Here is a 20,326-nt window from a genome sequence, read left to right as displayed (position 1 = left end):
GAGTAGAAAAATTAGCAATATTTATTGTGAGGATAATAGTATGTTTATTCTTTTAGAGACGAAGTGTGGTGATAGAAGAACGACATGGAGGAATATACTCGAGCATATTTTAGTGCACAGAATAATAAGGACAATAATGTGAGTGAAGCTTCCATACCGTAAAATTGTTTCACAGATGTATAAAGGTGTAGCTTCTGAATAAAACGCACATAAAATATTAATTTTGTTTTTGTCCATAAATGTTCCGTTTTCATAGAAGAATTAATCATAAAACAGCACAAAGATTGTAAAAGCCTCAAAAAAGAAATTTTGCTTTCTTAAATTTAATGATCTAAAATAAAAATTGTAAGAATGCCTGTTTTTAAACAGGATGTATCATGCATATCGACTGGTATTCATTTTAGAGGATAATTTATGTTCACTTCAAATTTGAAGGAACGCATTGCTTTATTTGAAAATAGAACTTTTCTCTATTTTACTTTGAGCGGCTTATTTGCTACATTTGGAAGTGGACTAAATTATATTACATTGTCATGGATTGCTTACAATCAGACGGGCTCAATCCGTGGTGTAGCGTTGATGATGCTTTTTCTTTGGACGCCTGGCATTATTTTTGCGCCTATTTTTGGCATATTGGCAGATAAATATAACCGTAAAACGCAGATTATTATTTCAAATCTTGTGAGAGGTTTGGTAATCGTGGGCTGGGTAATGCTTTGGCATTTTGGTATAGAAATTGAATTGATGGTCTTATCTGCTCTTTTGGGTATTTTTATTCCTTTTTATATGCCATCAGCTATTTCTTTAATTCAAAGTATTGTGCTGAAGGAACAGCTCATCAATGCAAATGCAACCATCGATATGGTTTATGAACTTGGCACTATCGTAGGTATGGGCTTAAGTGGATTTATACTGTCCTATGCAGGAACAAAAGGAACTCTTCTAATAGGTGGTATATTCTTTATCATTGCTGGTTTATTTAATTTTGCAATGAAGGTACCTAAAAACCGAAGATCTAAAAAACAAAACCAGCAAAATTGGTGGGAAAATTATACAGCATCTCTTCATTATTTTAAACAGAATCCGGCTCTTTTTGTACCTTATATAAGCCAGATGATTATTATGACTCTTTTGATGACCATTCCTGTTATTCTCGTTCCTTATATACAAGAGGTTTTACATGCGGATAACAGGACCTTTGCAATATTTGAGGTGCTTTATTCTATGGGTGTATTGACAGGTGCGTTTTTTTCACCACTTCTTTGTAAAGTTTTATCCATAAGGAAAACATTAGCCATTTTATTAGCTTTTATGGCTATTGGCCTCGCTATTTTATCTGTTAATACACACAATTTTGTTGTTTTTCCTGTTTACTTTATGATTGGATTTGGACTTTCGAGTTGGGCTCTTTCGATTTCTTTATCACAACTCTCTTGTGATCCTGAATACCAAGGAAGATTGCAGGCAAGTTTTAATGGTATCTCTGGATGCTTGATCCTCGGAGTCTATCTCATCATGGCAAGCGATAACAGTAACATATCACCTCAATCGATATATTTTTTTCAAAGCATTGTTGCGTTTGTTGGAATACTCATAGTGCTGTTTTATAAACATGAAAAACAATAAATTACATTTAAGAGTGGTCAATATACGCTATTTTTAAACATTTACGCTGCAGCACATTTCATATTTTGCTTTTAAAGGAGAGTTGAGAAAATGTAAAAGTTGGTGCTTAATGAACAAAGCATAAATTGATGTATGCTAGAGAATACTCTCTATTTTTTGATAATGATCTAAAAGAATTGATGCGTTTCTTTAATTCATCTCACTGTTGTTAAGAAGACGAAAACGTAACACTTTAAATCTTCTTGAAAGTTTTTTGTTTAAGCGTAGCAGAAAGTAAAGCGATGAGGTAATATCGTATCATATGGGGAGAGTATTGTATTATTTTTGTTTTTCAAAATCCATATGAAAAATTGTATCAATTTCATCTTCATTGGAATGAGTATTTCTACGACGATGCAAGGTTTGCACAATCTCTTTTTTTAAAACAGCATCTGTTTCACTTAAACGGTGAATACTGAGTTCCAATTCAAGAGATAACGCCAAATCCACGCACAGTTTAAGCTCTTCTCCAATGTCGAAACCGCGTTGATAGTCGTCATAAAGACCAACCAGTGTATCAGATAATTCTTTATCGCATAAAGAGGTCATGCTTAATTCCTCAACGTTGCGGGTTTCCATGCAGCTTTTTTAAGTATCACTCCACTATCATCACTTAGAATTGCCATGTATACGAACCTCATGGTTTTGTCAATTTTCTGCAAAATACGCGCTTTTAAATCAAAGCCTATTAAAGATTTTATTACTCCAAGATTTTGAAGCGCCCAATTGTAAATATGGATGGCAATGTGTTTACTATAGAATTTATAGCATTTAAAATACATTGCCAAAAGGCTTTTAATATGCGTAGAGGAAGAGTATTCTGACGATAAACCAAACACCCTGAAATCTCTATTGCCAGTTACAGCTAAATCAGTGCCATTAATATATAAAATAAGCAAACAGGGTTTGTAAACGTCTAACTTTTTAATAACGAGTGATAATCTCGTTTTTTGTAGAATACCAATTATTTTGCCTATTTTATATTGATTTTTAGACATTGATAAACTTTTTACCTTATAAAAACCTATGGGAAATGCATTAGCATATTTTTGTAATAAGATTTCAGTGGTATATTACACAGCATGAAATGAAGAGAATCGTATTAGGCTTTTTGCTTTTGAAAGAATATGACTGCAACTTTTGAGAAAGCAGTTGGCAAGAATTGGCTTGGCATGCAAACTGATAGAGTTGGCAGGGGCGCATTTAGTTTTTTCATTGGCCTGTGTCCAAATGTTTTTGACTCTGGAAAATAGCCTCTGATAGGCTTGAGTTTTTCCAAGGTTATATTACAGGGGGCGCAGCTCAGAAAAATACCACGGCGATTGCATTTTTGTAATTGTCATAATTTTCGCTCCTGCTTGAATGGATGCTGTAACATCCGTTTTTGTGGGGTTATGTATGTGATAACTGCTCTTCTTAAGGGGCAGTAATGATAGATGTAAATCAATATAATTATTTAGTCAGCAATTATATTGATTTTGGAGTGTTTTTTTGGCTCGTCCGGAAGCAAAACCTAAAACTGAGTTGGCAAAACGTTTTCGTGAAGTGCGTCACGCTCTTGGTTTTACAGAGCGTAAGCAGTTTGCTGAACATCTTGGTATCACTGCTGGCTCTATAGGAACTTATGAAACTGGTATAAGTGAGCCTACAGCCTCTGCGCTCTCCAAATATCAAGAAATTTGTGGTGTTTCATTAGATTGGCTAGTAACAGGCAATGGTGATATGTTTTCAGATATGGCAAAGGCGAAAGCAGCTGGTTTTAAACCGCAAGCGATACCTGTTGGGCTGATGAAAAAGCTTGGACATTTAGCTTATACGACCTATCATGATGCAAAAATAACACTTTCTCCTGAAGATGTTGCGGAATTAGCAGCAGAGCTTTATGGAAGATTGCAAGAGCTTATTCAAAACCTCAATGATATAGAAGAAGTCGAAGCCACTTTGCCACTTTTAAAATTACATTTAAAGCGTAAAATCGAAACTGAAAAGCACATCTAGAAATTTCATAAGATACGAATGAACAGCCTTTAAAAAAAATAAAACTTTTTTGATTTTCTGCTGTATAACCAAGTTTGGAATGTGAAGATCTCACGATCTTCGAGTCTCTTATTCGATCTGAAAAACGAGAAACTATCATTATAAATCAATAGACTGTTCTGATTAAAAATGAAACGGTTCATAAAAAGAACGACGGGTAGCAATACAAACAAAATTGATTCAAAAGGAAGCGAGTATAGCATCATTCCTGAAATATTTGTTGGTTGAAGAAAAGATACGGACAACAGTGAAAATACAGTGGGTTCTGTGAGAGGAAAGAGTTTAGAAAACAGCTTCTTTTCGGTTTGTGATATTAAAAAATTTATACAATAGTGAAAATACAATGACGATGTTTTGTTCCTATAGAAGGGTAACAGATATATAAGAGAGAAGAACGAAAGACTATTTATAGATGCGCTTTTGTCTTTTTATGAAGATGATAAGATGAGTACGTTAAAACTTTTTACAGAGCGTGCATCATTATATTTAAGACAGATTTCTTTCAAAGAGATGTATAGTATATTGAAACAGTTTACCTCGCAACAAAAAGTGAGATTATCATGATAATCATTATCTATTACATTGTGCGATAAGTTAAAAAAATCATAAATTTGTGCGTATAAGAACAGCTAATTTATTGAGAAGTATTTTTACAAATTTATAAAAAATTATTTTTACGCTCTTGCCATTCTTCTGATGCGCTTTATTTGAAAAGTAGAATTGCTCTTTAGTGAAACTATTTTGTTAAGAGATAAATCGCAGTGTTTTTGAATGGAGATTACGGTATATTTTCAAAGTCTTGTGTTTTTATTTATTTTTTAGCTTGAATCCCTCTAGCTAAAAGGGTTGGGGACTTTTCTAGATTCGATGTTGTTGCAGAGATTTTAGGTCGATGCCGGATAAGTATCGGTATCGTAGGGGGGAGTTTTGTCTTGATTTATTGGTTTTTGAAGTGCGCAAACTAAGGGTTTTGCCATGTGTGTTTTCGCGCGTTGTGATGATGTTGAACTCTGTAGGAGGAGATTCTTATGAAAAAAAAATATTCCACACCAAATTTAATTAAAGTTGTCTCTCTTAGTACGGTAATGGCGACACTCTTATCGAGTGTTTCTCCTGTTTTTGCGGCGAATCTTGCGATAGTAGGAGGGGTGAGTCAAAGTACAGCTGGTACTGGTGTTGCATATCTACACGGTAGTCATGGTAGTGTTGTGTTGGCTGGTGATGATGACTACTGTGGTGCAGACAACGTTATTGGTCGTGGCGGCAAACAACAGCAGGGAATTTCCGATAATCAACGAATAACCGCACAAGAACAATATGAGCGATTTATTGGTGAGAAAGTTTTTAATGGTCGTAAACCTTATGGCACGACCACTGAAAAGGTTACTTGGCAAGGCGCTGGGATTCTAACCAACAATGCTACTTATATGGGAACAAACACTAGTGGTATCATTAATGCTATGCCTGAGGCTTATGGTGTTTATTCTTTTGCAACGGGTTGTGGATCTGCAGCGACGGGTAATTATTCAACCGTATTTGGTGCAGGTGCGACAGCAAAGGCAGGGGGTGCACAAGCTTTTGGTGTTTCCGCACTTGCAAGTGGTATAGCAAGTGTTGCTATGGGTGTAGGCTCAGAAGCATCGGGCAAATCTTCAGTTTCTATTGGAGGGCTTGCAACTGCATTAGGTACAAATAGCATTGCTTTAGGTACAAAGGTAAAGGCAGAAAAGAGTTATACGATTGCTATAGGTACAGATGCTGAAGCTAAAGCTTCAGGTGCTATTGCAATAGGGGGCAGGCGCTCTGACAGAACTGAAGAAAATAATCCTAACAGAAAAGTAATCGCGAAGGCAGAAAATGCCATTGCTATAGGTACGCAAGCTTATGCTGAAACAGAAGATTCGGTTGCCATTGGTGTAAATTCGCAAGTGCTTGTTAGAGATGGTGTTGCTGTAGGTGGTGGGGCTATCTCTGATAGAGAGAAGGGTGTTTCTGGTTATGATCCTGCAACAGGTAAAGAGACAACAAAAACCAATATGGCTTGGAAAAGCACAACAGGAGCTTTTAGTGTAGGGGAAGTTGGTGGTATTGGTAATGGTACGCTAACACGACAAATTACAGGGGTCGCTGCTGGAAGTGAAGATACCGATGCGGTAAACGTAGCACAGCTAAAAGCCATGAAAGATTTAGTTTCAGGAGCTTGGAAACTTTCTGCTAACGATACCGATCCGACAGATGTGAATTCAGGCAATACTGTAGATTTTTCAGTGAAAAGTGAAAAAGAAGCGGGAAAAGACAACTTAAAGATTGCAAAAAACACTGCAGATAATAAGCATAAAATTGAATTTACTTTAAATGATCATCTTAAATTGACGCAAGTCACCACAGGCCAAAGCACGATGAGTGATGATGGCTTTTTTGTTAACGGTGAAAGCGGTTCACGCATGACTGTAGACGGCTTTTTTATTAATGGTAATGATGGTCCAAGCATGACTATTGATGGTATTGATGCAGCCAAGCAAAAGATCACAAACGTAGCAGATGGGTCTGAACCTAACGATGCAGTGAATTATAAACAGTTGCAAGAGGTGAAAAACGCGAACAAAACGAGTTGGCAGCTTGCTGTTAACGGTGGAAATGCTACGGCTATTGGTCCAAATGGTACAGTAAATTTTCAGTCAGTTGACAATAAAGGTACAAAAAATATCAAGATCGAAAAAGATAATGATCACAATGTCACATTTGATCTAGCTGATGATATTCAGGTAATGACTGTCACAGCAGGAGACAGCATTATGGATGCTGCTGGCTTTAGATTTGACGGTGATGAGGGGCCGAGCATAACTGTTAATGGCATTCATGCTGGTAATAAAACGATTAAAGGAGTAGCGGCAGGGGAAGAAGATACTGATGCTGTAAATTATAAGCAGTTGACGGAGGTAAGAACACTTGCTGAAGCAGGCTGGAAACTTTCTGTTGATGGGAACAATGCTACAGATGTTAAAGCTGGGAGTACAGTAGATCTTGTTGCGGATGCGGGTGAGGACGGAAGCAAAAATATAAAGATTGCAAAAGACAGTAATAAAGTTACATTTTCTTTGAATGATAACCTTAAGCTTACGAGTGTCACGACAGGCAACAGCATTATGAGTGATGAGGGCTTTAAGTTTATTGATGGTAATGGACCAAGCATAACTTTGAATGGTATTAATGCTGGTGATAAAAAAATTACAGGAGTAGCTAAGGCAGAAGGCAATACTGATGCTGTAAATTATGAACAGCTGAAAGAGGTAAGGACACTTGCAGAAAATGGCTGGAAACTTTCTGTTGATGGTAACAATGCTACAGATGTTAAAGCTGGGAGTACAGTAGATTTTGTTGCTGGTGAAAATGAAGATGGTAGCAAAAATATAAAAATTGCAAAAGACAGTAATAAAGTTACATTTTCTTTGAATGATACTCTTAAGCTCACGAGTGTCACGACAGGCAACAGCATTATGAGCAACGATGGCTTTAAGTTTGTTGATGGTGGTCCAAGCATAACTATGAAAGGTATTGATGCTGGTGGCAAAAAGATTACAAAAGTGAAAGCTGGTACTGATGATACTGATGCAGTAAATTATAAACAGCTGAAAGACTTTACAGCGGGGATGGAAACGGGCTGGAAACTTGCTGTTGAAGATGAAGAAGCTACAGATGTTGAAGCAGGAAGTACAGTAAAGTTTGTTGCAGTTAAGCATAAAGACGATGATAATAATGAGAGTGAGAACACAAATATAAAAATTACCAAAGGTGATAACAATGAAGTAAAGTTTGATTTAAGCGAATATATTAAAGTTGGTCGTGTAGAAACAGGGGACAGCAGAATGAGTAATGCCGGTTTCATGATCAAAGATGGCCCAAGAATGACCAAGGGTGGTATTCATGCCGCCAATACAAAAATTACAGGAGTCGCAGATGGTAGCAATGAGCATGATGCTGTTAATCTTTCACAATTATATAAAATGAAGTTTGAGATAGAAGACAATAGTCTTGTTAAATGGAGTAAAAGTAAAAAAAATATTACCATTGGTGCTGAAAAAGAAGGTATCGAAATCAATATTGCGAACTCTGAAGGCAAGGATCGAATTATTTCTGGCGTTGCAGTTGGAAAAGTCAGTTCCGATTCAACAGAAGCAATAAATGGCCATCAACTGTTTAATTATATTACTAATATAGTGGATTTTTTTGGTGGTGAGGAGACAGATATACTTAATGGTATCAAACCAACTTTTATGGTTCAGAATACAAAACACGACAATGTAACGGATGCTTTCGCTGCTGTTGATACTTCTATCACAGATATTTATAGTCAGATTAATAATGTAACAGAAAATAGTCTTGTTAAATGGAAAGAAGATCAGAAGCTTATCACTATTGGTGCTGAAAAAGGCGGTACGAAAATTGATATTAGAGGTACTGAGGGAGAGCGAACCATTGCAGGTGTAAAAAATGGTGAAATTTCCAAAGACTCCATGGAAGCTGTAAATGGTAGTCAAATTAATACAATCTCTGGAGATATTGCAAAATTCTTTGGTGGTGGTACTTCATTTGAAAATGGTGTTTTTGTTGGACCACAGTATAATTTATCTACCGTTTCTGCAGATGGTAAGGTAGAACAGAAAACCTTTGAAAATGTTGGTGATGCTTTGACTGGGCTTGATGCGAATGTCAAAAATGTGAATAGTCGTTTAACACATGTAGTCAATAATTTTACTGAGGAAATTCAGGGTCTCTCTAAAGATGCTTTATTGTGGAGCAGTTCTGAGAGTGCATTTGTTGCACTTCATGAAAAAGATGGACAGAAGACAGATAGTAAGATTAAGTTCCTTGCGGATGGCGATATTTCAGGAGATTCAACAGATGCAATAAATGGTTCTCAACTTTATAAGATGGGCGATAAGATTGCGAATTATTTTGGCGGTGGTGCTAAATATGAGAATGGAGAATGGACAGGGCCTGTATTCAAAGTTTCTCGTAACGATCCTGATGGTAATATTGTTGAGAATAGGTATACGAATGTTGCTGATGCTTTTGAAGGTGTCGATAGTTCTATTACGGATATCTATAATCAGATTAACAATGTAACAGAAAATAGCCTTGTAAAGCAGGAGGGAGAAGATGGTCTTATTACTGTGGGTAAAGCAACCGGTGGTACTGAAATCAGCCTTGTAAATAAAGATAAGCAAGAAAGAACACTTTCCGGTGTAAAAGATGGAGAACTTTCTCAAACATCAACGCAAGCGGTAAATGGTTCACAGCTTTTTGCTACGGATAAGAAGGTTACAACTGTTACTGACAATCTTAAAACAGTCGCTCAAAATACATCGAAATATTTTGGTGGTAGTGCAGATGTATTGAACGGTATAGAACCAGCTTTCCTTATTCAGGGGGAGACCTATCATAATGTTACGGAAGCGTTTACAGGTGTTAATACTTCTATCACAAATATTGATAATAAGATTTCCGATGTGGTAAAAAATAGTCTTGTTAAGCAAGATGGAGGTGCATCAGGTATTATTACTATTGGTAAGGATACCGCTGGTACTGAGATCAATATTGCAGGTGTTGGTGGTTCAGGACGTAAAATTTCTGGCGTGCGGGAGGCAGAAAATGGTGATGAAGCTGTTAACAAAGACCAACTTGATAAAAGCATAGATAAGATTTCTAAAGATATTGAGACAGTAACTGCTGCTGCGGTTCTCTATGATAAGAATGACGATAATAGTGTTAATTATGGTAGTGTAACTTTGGGCGGCGATAAGAACAACGGACCAGTTGCTCTTCATAACGTAAAAGATGGTAGCATTTCTGAAAATTCCAACGATGCAATCAATGGTAGTCAGATTAATAAAATATCAGCAGATATTGCAAAGTTTTTTGGTGGTGGTGCAAAGTTCATTAACGGTGCTTTTGAAGGGCTGAAATATACTTTATCCGCTATTGTAGGTGGTGAAGTAGGGAAGGCTAATTTTTACAATGTTGGTGATGCTTTAACAGGTCTTGATAAAAATGTTCAAGATGTGAATCAACGCTTAACGAATGTATCCAATGAGTTTAACCAGAAAATTGAAGATTTCTCTAAAGATGCTTTACTGTGGGATGATGAGGAAGAAGCATTTGTGGCACGTCATGAAAAAGATGGTAAGAAAACAAACAGCAAATTGAAGTATCTTTTAGATGGTGAGATTGCTCAAGGTTCAACAGATGCCATTACGGGCAACCAACTTTATTCCATGAATAACCAACTTGCGAATTATTTCGGTGGCGGTGCCAAATATGAGAATGGCAAATGGACAGATCCTACTTTTAAGATTGTTCAAGTCAATGCTGATGGTACGACTGTTGAGACAGAGCATCATAATGTCGCTGATGCTTTTGGTGACGTCAATAAAAATATGTCAAATATTAATAACCGTATTGATGATGTCATCAACAAGGTCGATTCAGATGCTTTAAAGTGGAATGATAAAGAAAAAGCCTATGATGCTGGTCGCGATGGAAAGCCGAATAAAATTATCAATGTAGCTGATGGTAAAGTTGAAAAAGGCTCGAAAGATGCCGTCAATGGTGGGCAACTTTGGGAAACCAATGAACGTGTCACTGGTGTCGAAAAAGATGTGAAACATCTTACCAACAGAGTTGATACCATTTCCAATACGATTGCTGATATTGGTGATACAGTTATCAATATTGATGCCAAAGTTGATAACATCAATAATAGAGTTGACGGCATTGAAGAGGATGCTGTTCGTTATGATAGAGATGAAAACGGCAAAAAAACCAATAAAATCACATTAGCGGGGGGGGATGCCAGTGAACCTGTTCTGATTGATAATGTAGCTGATGGTAAAATTGAAAAAGGCTCGAAAGAGGCTGTAAATGGTGGTCAACTTCATGATTATACTAAAGAACAGATGAAGATTATTCTTGATGAATCCAAGCAGTATACAGATCAACGGGTTAATAATATTGTGATTGATGCGATTGATGATGCTGTTGATCGGGCTAAGCAATATACAGATATGAAGTTTGATATTTTAAACTATAGTATTGAGAGTGTGAAAAAAGAGGCAAGACAAGCAGCGGCTATTGGTCTTGCAGTGTCTAACTTACGCTACAATGATACACCTGGAAAATTAAGCGTTGGATTTGGTACTGGTTTATGGCGTAGTCAGTCTGCATTTGCCTTTGGTGCAGGTTACACCTCAGAAAATGGAAAATACCGCTCTAACATATCCGCAACAACTTCTGGAGGTCACTGGGGTGTAGGTGCGGGATTCAATATGACATTGAATTGATAATAAACAAAATACATAAAAATTCCTTTTCACCCCTGTCTTATGAGGCAGGGGTGAATTGTTGTTACGTATGTAAAAAAATATATATAAATTGATAAGCGCTAACGATAAATACAGGTTTAAAAAACAGAAAAACCGGACGCTTTCAACAAAATGAACCTCTTATTTCAAAATAAGATAATGAGTTTTTTCATAAATTATAAGTTTATTATTTTCTTCTTTAATTTTTAAATCTGAAAAATCTGTAGCACTCTACAGATAAAAAAACCTTTTGCTCTCTACAAATCTATTAAAAAGCTTTCTACTAAGACAAAAATCTCCATTCAAATGTATTTCAACTTTACTGGAAGAAGCTATAAAACAATATGCTAAATTAACTCTACCCCTTGCAAAAAACAACCAATAAGTTTAAAGGTTAAAAAAAACCAATCACCACAAAAAAATTTACTTTCTTAGGAAATGTAAAAGAGCAAAACGCATTAACCATAAAACCTAAAACACAACTTCTCTATCTTTTCAGTCAGGTACTAAATTTTTGAATACGTTTAGAAAAACCAATTTTAGGGGACCTAATAGCGTTTAAATGTGTCTTTTTTGTGTTTATAGTTATTTCTTTCATTGGGGAGTTCATTATGAAAAAATTATATACAAAATTAGCAGGGAGCAATTTAAAATTTTCTCGTTTTCCTTTTATTAAAGTCCTATCCTTGACTTCAATAGCGGCACTTTTAGCCAGTATTTCCCCTGTTTTTTCGAATGATTTGGATTCTTCTAGTTCATCACAGGAAAATTATTTAACAGCGCTGAATGTTGCTTTGACATCCAAGGTAAGTGCTGCTGATGACTATGAAAATTTTTTAACCAAAACTCTTACTGGTGTAAGTGATTATAGTCCTATAGTGAATGTTTTGGCAGAAACCAGCGATTCGATACGTTCAATTGATATGAATGCTGGAAGTAAAAAAATAACAAGAGCAGCTTTAACTCCAAGAGTTGTAAAGGGAGATCAGATAACTAGCAGTCAGGATTTGGGTAATCCTCTTATTTATGGTGAACGAGCTCAGGGAGAAGCGCATGATGCTATTGTTTTCGGGCAGGTAGCGCAGACGAAGGCTGACCAAGGGGTTGCTATCGGCTTAACTGCTTTAGCTGGTAGTAGTAGAAATACTAAAAATAGCATTGCAATCGGCTCTTCTCTAACCGATAGTTCTGATGAAAAAGAGAGAACAGTTTCATTTGGTGATTATAGTAAGGGTATAACCAGACAAATTACAGGCGTAGCAGCTGGTTCTAATGTTACCGATGCAGTGAACCTTAGACAGTTGCAGGACTTAGAACAAGTTGTAAGACAAAACGGTTGGAAATTCTCTGTTGGAGATAAAAATGCTACAACCGTTCTTATGGATAGCGCGGTAGATTTTTCCGCAGGAAGTAGCAACCTAAATATTACAAAGGGCGAAGATAACAATAAAGTAAAATTTGATCTGGCTCAAGACATTACGTTAACAAGCTTAAAAGCAGGTACAAATACCTTCGATGCCACGGGCTTAGTAATTACTGATGGTCCGAAAATAACCACCGGTGGTATTGATGCTGGAAATAAAAAGGTAATGGGCGTTACATCTGGTGATCTTAGTGCAGATTCACAAGAGGCGGCAAATGGTAGTCAGTTGAATGTTGTAGCTACCCATATAGCTGGATATTTAGGCGGTGGTGTTAAATTTACGAATGGTCAATGGGATAATCCAGAGTTCAAAATTAAAACTTTAAATCCTGAGACGAATGAGATGGAAGAAGAAAGTTTTCCAAATGTAGCCAAAGCCTTTGAGGGTGTGGGTAAGTCTTATGTAAATCTTCACAATGAGATTAAAAAAGCTGCCGATGATAGTGTCTTTAAATGGCACGCCGAAACGGAGAGCATTACAATTGCTGCCAGTGAGGGAAAAGGTGGGCAAGAAAGTATTGCTATAGGTAAGCTTTCAAGTGCAACTGCTAACAATGGTATTGCATTAGGTGGTTCTGCAAATGTATCTGGTGAAAATAGTATTGCATTAGGTGGTTTTGCAAATGCATCTGGTGAAAATAGTATTGCATTAGGTGGACTTTCAGCTGCAACAGCTAAAAATAGTATGGCATTAGGTTCAAATGTACAAGTACTTCCTGAGGGTGGTGTTGCTGTGGGTTATAAATCTGTTTCTCGTAACTCAGTGTCCGCAGTTGGCTATGATCCTTCCATAGGGAGCCAGTCAACGGATGATGGTGTGATATGGAAGAGCACTCAAGGAGCTTTTAGTGTTGGTGATACTCCGAATAAGATAACACGACAGCTTACAGGTGTGGCAGCGGGTTATGCAGACACTGATGCCGTCAACATTGCACAGCTGAAAAAATTAAGAGAATTTGTAGCACAAGGGTGGACACTTTCTCTTAATGATAAGGCTGTTTCAAACTTTCAGCCGGGTGATATATTAAATTTGGTTTCTGGAAGCAAAAACTTTGAGATTAAAAATAGTGATACAACAGACAATAAAGACAAAAAAATAACATTTGATTTGGCACAAGATGTCACATTGAACAGTGTAAAATTAAAAGACATCACTTTAGATAAAACGGGCTTAACTATTGAAAATGGTCCCAAAGTAATAGCGGATGGTATTGATGCTGCAGGTAAAAAAATAACAGGTCTTGCAGGTGGAGATCTTAGCACAAATTCGACAGATGCCGTTAATGGTGGTCAGCTTCATACAATTACTGGGGATTTATCAAAAATTTTAGGTGGAGATGTATCCTTTGATGGAAAAAACTTTAAAGTACCAAGGTATAAATTATCGAATATTGATAAAAAAGGTGAAGTAACAGATAAATCTCATACCGATGTTGGTTCTGCCTTTAAAGGACTTGATGATAATATCAAGAATGTGAATGCTCGTATAAAGGAATTTGAAAATGACCTCTCTTCGAATAGTTTAAATTGGGATGGCAGTGTAGGTGATGATGGTGCCTACAATGCTGCTCATGGTGAGAAGGATGCGAGCAAGATTGTTAATGTTGCTGATGGTAAGGTAGAGAAAGATTCGCACGAAACTATAACAGGTTCCCAGCTTTATGCACTGGGCAACAAAGTTGCAGAATATTTTGGCGGCGATGCTACGTATGAGAATGGCGTATTGAACAAACCAACCTTCAAACTCAAAGTTTTCAACTTAGAGAGCAATGAAATTGAAGTTGAAGAAAAAACCTACAATAATGTAGCGGAAGCCTTTGACGGAATTGATAAGAATTTCCAGAGTGTGAATAAGAATGTGCAGAACATCGTTAATGATTTTAATGACAAAGTCACGAATATCAAAGAATCTGTCCAAGGCGATGCTCTGTTGTGGGATGGTAAAGAACAATCCTTTGTAGCCAAGCATGGGGAAAAAGATGGAGAAAAGGAAAACAGCAAGATCACATCACTTGCCGCTGGTTCTATAATATCAGCTTCGAGTGATGCGATTAATGGCGATCAGCTTCATGCAATCACTGAGGATTTATCAAAAATTTTAGGTGGAGATGTATCCTTTGATGGCAAAAACTTTAAAGTACCAGAGTATAAATTATCGAATATTGATGAAAAAGGTGTTGTAACAGATAAACCGCATACCGATGTTGGTTCTGCCTTTAAAGGACTTGATGACAATATCAAGAATGTGAATGCTCGCATTAAGGAAGTCTCAGAAGGAGTTGCACAAGATTCTTTATCTTGGAGCGATGCTGACAAAGCTTTTGTTGCCCAGCATGGGGAAGGTGATGACAGAAAGGCAAGTAAAATCACATCGCTTGCTGTAGGAGATATTACGAAAGAATCGATGGATGCCGTAAATGGTTCTCAACTTTATTCACTGGGCGATAAGGTTGCAAAATATTTTTCTGATGACGCTGAATATAAGGATGGGGAATTGAAAGTTCCTGATTTTAAGCTCAAAATTATCAATGATGATGGCACTGAAGCTGAATCAAGCTATAAGAATGTATCAGATGCATTTTCAGGTGTGGGTAAACTTTTCACAAAGGTTCAAACTGCGATCAGCGATGTAATCAGTAATTTGCTTGTTACGAAAAATGAAGGTATTATCAACATTGGTAAAGGAGTAGAAGGTAGTGAAATCAATATCGCAAACAAGGGTGGTAAGGATCGAACTCTTTCTGGTGTAAAGGCAGCAGAAAAAGCCAATGAAGCTGTGAACAAAGAGCAATTTGATAAAGGTTTGAAGGATCTTTCTGATACCCTTCTGTCGGATAGTTCTTCTGTTGTTCTTTACGATAAAACAACAGATAATCAAACTGATTATACAAATGTAACTTTTGGGAAAGGGAAGGATGCTACACCTGTTGCGCTCCATAATGTAGCCGCCGGATCGATTGCGGAAAACTCAACGGATGTTATCAATGGAGGACAAGTTCACATTCTTTCAATGGATATAGCAAAATTGTTGGGTGGAGATGCTGAATTTAAGGATGGTGCTTTTAAAGGGCCAACTTATAATTTATCTAGTATTGATAAAGGTGGTGAAGTAACAGATAAACCGCATACCGATGTTGGTTCTGCCTTTAAAGGGCTTGATGACAATATCAAGAATGTGAACGCTCGCATTAAGGAGGTCTCAGAGGGAGTTGCACAAGATTCTTTATCTTGGAGCGATGGTGACAAAGCTTTTGTCGCTCTGCATGGGAAAGGTGATGACAGAAAAGCAAGCAAGATCACATCACTTGCGGCTGGCTCTATAGTATCAGGCTCGAGTGATGCGGTTAATGGTGGACAGATTTATGATCTGAATCAATCGCTAGCAAAGTATTTTGGTGGTGATGCTAAGTATGATGGTGATGGCTGGGTCCTTCCAGGTTTCAAGATAATGACTTTCCAAGAAGATGGAAGCTTTGTAGAGGAGGATTATGATAGCATTGCAGCCGCGTTTGCCGGTGTAAATAAGGTTTTCAAGAATCTTCATAATGAGATTTCAGACAACATTGAGCAAAATGCGTTGTTGTGGAGTGATGATGCAGGTGCGTTTGTAGCACAGCATGAGGAAGAAGGTAAAAAGGAAAACAGCAAGATCACGTTCCTTGCGAAAGGAAAGATATCAGAAGATTCGACTGATGCGATTAATGGTGGTCAGATTTATACTCTTCAACAGACATTTGCCTCATATTTTGGTGGAGGAGCTGGTTATGATAAGGAAGGAAACTGGCAAGGACCAAAATTCACCGTTCAGGTCTTTAATAAGGATGGTACGAAAGGTGATAAAGAGGAGCGTAATAATGTCTCTGAAGCATTTGATGTTGTTAATGACAGCATGAGCACTATCAACGATCGTATAAAAGAAGTTGAAAAAGGTACCTCTTCGAATAGTCTGAATTGGAATGAAGAAAAAGGAAGCTATGATGCATCTCATGTTGATGCTCAGGGTGTTAAGAGTCCAAGTAAGATTATCAATGTAGAGGATGGCAAGGTAGACAGAGATTCAAAAGAAGCTGTGAATGGAGGACAGCTTTGGGAAACTCAGCAAATGATTACAGATCAGGTCAAGGATATTGAAAATAAAGTTACGGAGGGATCTGTACAATACGATAAAGATAAAAAAACGGGCAAAAAGACCAATAAAGTTACATTAGTTGGTGGAGATGACAGTTCTCCAGTATTAATAGCCAATGTAGCCGATGGAAAGATTGAAAAGGATTCGAAAGAAGCGGTTAATGGCGGTCAATTAAAAGATAAGATGGATTTTGTGCTTGAAAATGCCAATAAGTATACGGATGAGCAAGTTTCTCATCTTGTAAAAGATGGAGTTAGTGAGGCTAATTCGTATACGGATATGAAGTTTTCGACATTAAGTTATGCTGTTGAGGATGTTCGAAAAGAGGCAAGACAAGCAGCAGCTGTTGGTTTAGCGGTAGCTGGTTTACGCTATAGTGATATTCCTGGAAAATTAACAATCGCATTTGGTAGTGGTTTATGGCGTAGTCAATCTGCTTTTGCTTTTGGTGCAGGTTATACTTCAGAGAACGGTGATATTGGTTCCAACTTGTCAATTACCACTTCTGGAGGTCACTGGGGTATAAGTACAGGGGTTAATGTGATACTCAACTAATAAACGACTAAATCCATAAAATTGATTTGCCTTTTTCTTAATTGAAGAAAAGGGCAAATTTTTTACTTTCTTCCAGAGTTCTCTAAAGCTATTCTAAATGTATAAAACACCCGTAATTATATAAAATCCGAATATAAAAAGCCTATGACAACTTTTTTTGAGAATAAAAGACCTTAATGGTAAAGATTTAAAAAATTGATTGCTATTATTTTGATTTATTAAAATGCTTCAAGAAATGTAAATACGAATATACCCTTTATTAAAAGAAGACAGTTTTAGCTTTTATTTTCGTATAGTTTTAAACGTATGCTTTATAATGCAACGATTTACAGATATGCAACGTACTCCAAACACAAGTATTGCTTTAGGGTAGTGGAGCGCAAACGGAAAAAGAATGAAGCGTTTCTGTAGGCAATATGGCTTACGCTTTAGAGAAAAGCAGTATCGCAATAGGTAGTGAATATAATAAGAAGAGCGAATACGGGGAAAATGATTATACAACTTGCGAAGAGTGATTATTCAACAGTAGTGGGAGCTATTTCTAAAGCTTTAGAATATGGTTCGATTTCACTTGGTCATTCCGTGCTATATGCATTTGCTCAAGAAGCTATTTCTATGGGCTTCTATTCAAAAGCAAATGGGGTTGGAAGTATCGCTTTAGGTTCTTATTCTAAAGTGACGGTTGATGGGGGCTATTGAGAACAACTCTGTGTCCGGTAGGGCTGATGGCGTTTTTGGGTATACGTCTCTTCTGAAAGGACCGGCTAAAAACACTGAATTTCAATGGAAAAGTACGAAATTTGCAGTAAGTATTGGTGTTCCTAGTAAAAACATAACGCGACAAATTATAGGTGTAGCAGCTGGTAGCAAACCTGCCGATGCAGTGAACCTTAGACAGTTGCAGGATTTAGAAGAAGTCGTAAGAAAAAAAGGTTGGAAACTGTCTATTTCTGGTGAGGCAGCTAAAGATATGGGTGCTAGATAGTACAATGAATTTTTCATCTGGAGGAAGTAACTTCAGGGTTAAAAGAGATAAGGACGATGAAAATAAGCTCATATTTGGTTTGGCTAATGATATAGCATTGAAAAGCATAACATTAGGAGAGAAAAGAAAAGTCGATGCAACAGGCTTAGTAATTACTGATGTCCCGCAAATAACCACCGGTAATATTAATGCGGCAAGTAAAAAAGTAACAAATGTTGCAGAAGGAACTAGCAATACTGATGCAGTGAATTTTTCACAACTGAAGGGAATAAAAGAACAAGTAGCAGTGAGTATTTTTGTAAAATAGGATACAGCAACGAGACACATTACCATGAGTAAGGATATAGATGGGGCATTTTAGTAAAAAGCTTTCATAAATCCTCTAATGAAATAAAAGAGCTTATTCACGAAAAATAAACTGATGCCTAAGCGGATGATCAATAGGCACAAAAATTATACCTTTTTCAAAGAGATCAAAGCTAAAAACGACACACAACCTTTGATAGAAAAATGAAATCCATTCTAATATTAAGTATTTTTTTACCTTCCTCAAATTGACTTTCACGAACCTACCCCTAATTACCCTCTAAAGGCGTTGCAGAAACAACAGCTTACGTCTTAATTTTATTTATGTCCTAAAACACGCTGTAAAAGCAGGAACACGCAAGGGAAATAAGAAAGCTCTAGAACACACCTTTTTTGTGTTTTTAATCTATTGTTATGAGGGGGTATTATGAAAAAATATTCAACACCAAATTTGATTAAAGCTGTTTCATTGGGAACAGTTATAGCGGCGCTCTTGTCGAGTGTTTCTCCTGTGGTTGCTGCAAATCTTGCGATAACAGGTGATAAATTTCAAAGTACAAGTGGTCCTAGCGTGTCTTATCAATACGCTAGCCATGGCAGTATTGTATTAGCTGGCGATAGGGATTACTGTGGTGTGTTTAATGTTGTTGATCGTGGTGGAAGCAATCAAGGTACTAATAACCAAATCACTGCAGAGGAACTATATGAAAGAGTTTCTATGAATAAAGAGATTAATGGCAAGCGTCCTTTTAACTGGGCGAAGGTTCAGCTTAATTGGGTTGATGATGGTCTGACCGGTAAGGGGGGATATATGGGAAAAGCAACCGGTGGTCTTTCAAATGTTCTGCCTGAAGCTTATGGTGTGTATTCTTTTGCAACTGGGTGTGGATCTTCCGCAACGGGGCATTATTCAACAGCATTTGGAGCGGCTGCAACTGCAAAGTTTGGGGGATCACAAGCTTTTGGTATTGCTGCACTTGCAGGTGGACAAGCAAGTATTGCTATAGGGGTTGCGTCTGAAGCAGTAGCAAGCAATACGATTGCTATTGGTGGGCGTGCAAAAGCAAAAGGCGTTGATAGTATTGCATTCGGTAACAAATCACTTGCAGGTGGACAAAAAGCAATTGCTATAGGTTATGGTGCTCAAGCTCAAACAGATCTTTCGATAGCGATTGGTTCAGATGCAAGAGCGACTGAGCATAAGGGTGTTGCTCTTGGGAGCGAGTCTGTGGCTGATGTTGCTGCTGGCGCTATCGGGTATAATTCTTTAACTAAAGGCCCTTCAGATTCTGACGACATGATATGGGCGAGTACGCTAGGTGCAGTGAGTGTTGGTGATGCTAAATCAAAAAAAACGCGCCAGATTGTAGGAGTGGCAGCTGGTAGTGGCGACACTGATGCCGTTAATGTTGCACAGTTAAAATCATTACAAAAATACGTAGACCAAGGTTGGACACTATCTGTTGGAGGTAAAAATGCTAAAGCTGTTGGTGTACAAGATACTGTAGATTTGTCGGCTGCAAGCGACAACCTTAAGATTACAAAAGGTGAGGAAAACAATAATGTAACATTTGATCTAGCTAATAATATTACAGTGGAACGAGTTACCGCTGGGAGAAGCTCTATCAGTGATGATGGCATTTTGTTTGCTGATGGGGCTAAAATAACTGTGGATGGTATTGATGCTGGCAATAAGCAGATTACAGGAGTGGCAGCTGGGGAAGAACCTGATGATGCAGTGAATTTTGCGCAGTTGGAGCAGGTTAATCGGGACGTTGCAAGTGTAAGTCAAAATACATCACAATATTTTGGTGGTGGTGCAGATGTATCTAATGGTAAAGCACCAACTTACACAATTCAGGGTA

General features: G+C 37.4%; 9 protein-coding genes and 1 pseudogene. 8 read left to right on the top strand and 2 right to left on the bottom strand.

The annotated features are described in order from the left end of the window. Positions 1-414: 414 nt before the first annotated feature. Positions 415-1,626, top strand: a complete 1,212-nt coding sequence (locus tag ACFINS_RS00050) for an MFS transporter (protein ID WP_375638174.1) — start codon at positions 415-417, stop codon at positions 1,624-1,626. A gap of 318 nt (positions 1,627-1,944) precedes the next feature. Here ACFINS_RS00050 and ACFINS_RS00045 read toward each other — a convergent pair whose 3' ends face one another. Then, on the bottom strand, positions 1,945-2,214 hold the full coding sequence (locus tag ACFINS_RS00045; RefSeq protein WP_012754562.1) for a hypothetical protein: 270 nt from the start codon (positions 2,212-2,214) through the stop codon (positions 1,945-1,947). 2 nt (positions 2,215-2,216) lie between these two features. Then, positions 2,217-2,663: a hypothetical protein gene (locus ACFINS_RS00040; protein WP_375611456.1), complete on the bottom strand. Its 447-nt coding sequence runs from the start codon at positions 2,661-2,663 to the stop codon at positions 2,217-2,219. Positions 2,664-3,156: 493 nt separating this feature from the next. Between ACFINS_RS00040 and ACFINS_RS00035 the strand changes: the two genes are divergently transcribed. The 7 genes and pseudogenes from ACFINS_RS00035 to ACFINS_RS00005 all read left to right on the top strand — a co-directional run. Continuing rightward, positions 3,157-3,663, top strand: coding sequence for a helix-turn-helix domain-containing protein (locus tag ACFINS_RS00035; RefSeq protein ID WP_375705740.1), 507 nt, complete (start codon positions 3,157-3,159; stop codon positions 3,661-3,663). 1,067 nt (positions 3,664-4,730) lie between these two features. Next, entirely contained in the window at positions 4,731-11,042 is a 6,312-nt protein-coding gene (locus ACFINS_RS00030; RefSeq protein ID WP_375705739.1) for a Vomp family autotransporter, read from the top strand. Between the two features lie 632 nt (positions 11,043-11,674). Further along, entirely contained in the window at positions 11,675-17,170 is a 5,496-nt protein-coding gene (locus tag ACFINS_RS00025; protein WP_375649237.1) for a YadA-like family protein, read from the top strand. A 489-nt stretch (positions 17,171-17,659) separates the two neighbouring features. Beyond that, a complete protein-coding gene (locus ACFINS_RS00020) occupies positions 17,660-17,869 on the top strand; it encodes a hypothetical protein (protein ID WP_375649240.1) in 210 nt (69 codons plus the stop codon). Continuing rightward, positions 17,856-18,155 carry a hypothetical protein gene (locus ACFINS_RS00015; protein ID WP_375649243.1) on the top strand — a complete coding sequence of 100 codons (300 nt, stop codon included), beginning with the start codon at positions 17,856-17,858 and terminating at the stop codon, positions 18,153-18,155. The genes ACFINS_RS00020 and ACFINS_RS00015 overlap by 14 nt, the downstream gene beginning before the upstream one ends. Before the next feature lie 4 nt (positions 18,156-18,159). Then, positions 18,160-18,462: a hypothetical protein gene (locus tag ACFINS_RS00010; protein WP_375611461.1), complete on the top strand. Its 303-nt coding sequence runs from the start codon at positions 18,160-18,162 to the stop codon at positions 18,460-18,462. Between the two features lie 426 nt (positions 18,463-18,888). Next, positions 18,889-20,326, top strand: a pseudogene (locus ACFINS_RS00005) (hypothetical protein); the annotation flags it as partial.

The sequence above is a fragment of the Bartonella sp. AA2SXKL genome, assembly GCF_042197205.1.
Classification (GTDB): Bacteria; Pseudomonadota; Alphaproteobacteria; order Rhizobiales; family Rhizobiaceae; genus Bartonella.
Note: the sequence above shows the minus strand (reverse complement) of the source record. Positions and strands in the feature narration are given on the sequence as shown.

Bases quoted from the DNA above. Each gene is read 5' to 3' on its own strand.
- ACFINS_RS00050 (WP_375638174.1), top strand. From the start codon at position 415: ATGTTCACTTCAAATTTGAAGGAACGCATTGCTTTATTTGAAAATAGA.
- ACFINS_RS00045 (WP_012754562.1), bottom strand. From the start codon at position 2,214: ATGACCTCTTTATGCGATAAAGAATTATCTGATACACTGGTTGGTCTT.
- ACFINS_RS00040 (WP_375611456.1), bottom strand. From the start codon at position 2,663: ATGTCTAAAAATCAATATAAAATAGGCAAAATAATTGGTATTCTACAA.
- ACFINS_RS00030 (WP_375705739.1), top strand. From the start codon at position 4,731: ATGAAAAAAAAATATTCCACACCAAATTTAATTAAAGTTGTCTCTCTT.
- ACFINS_RS00025 (WP_375649237.1), top strand. From the start codon at position 11,675: ATGAAAAAATTATATACAAAATTAGCAGGGAGCAATTTAAAATTTTCT.
- ACFINS_RS00020 (WP_375649240.1), top strand. From the start codon at position 17,660: ATGATTATACAACTTGCGAAGAGTGATTATTCAACAGTAGTGGGAGCT.
- ACFINS_RS00015 (WP_375649243.1), top strand. From the start codon at position 17,856: ATGGGGGCTATTGAGAACAACTCTGTGTCCGGTAGGGCTGATGGCGTT.
- ACFINS_RS00010 (WP_375611461.1), top strand. From the start codon at position 18,160: ATGAATTTTTCATCTGGAGGAAGTAACTTCAGGGTTAAAAGAGATAAG.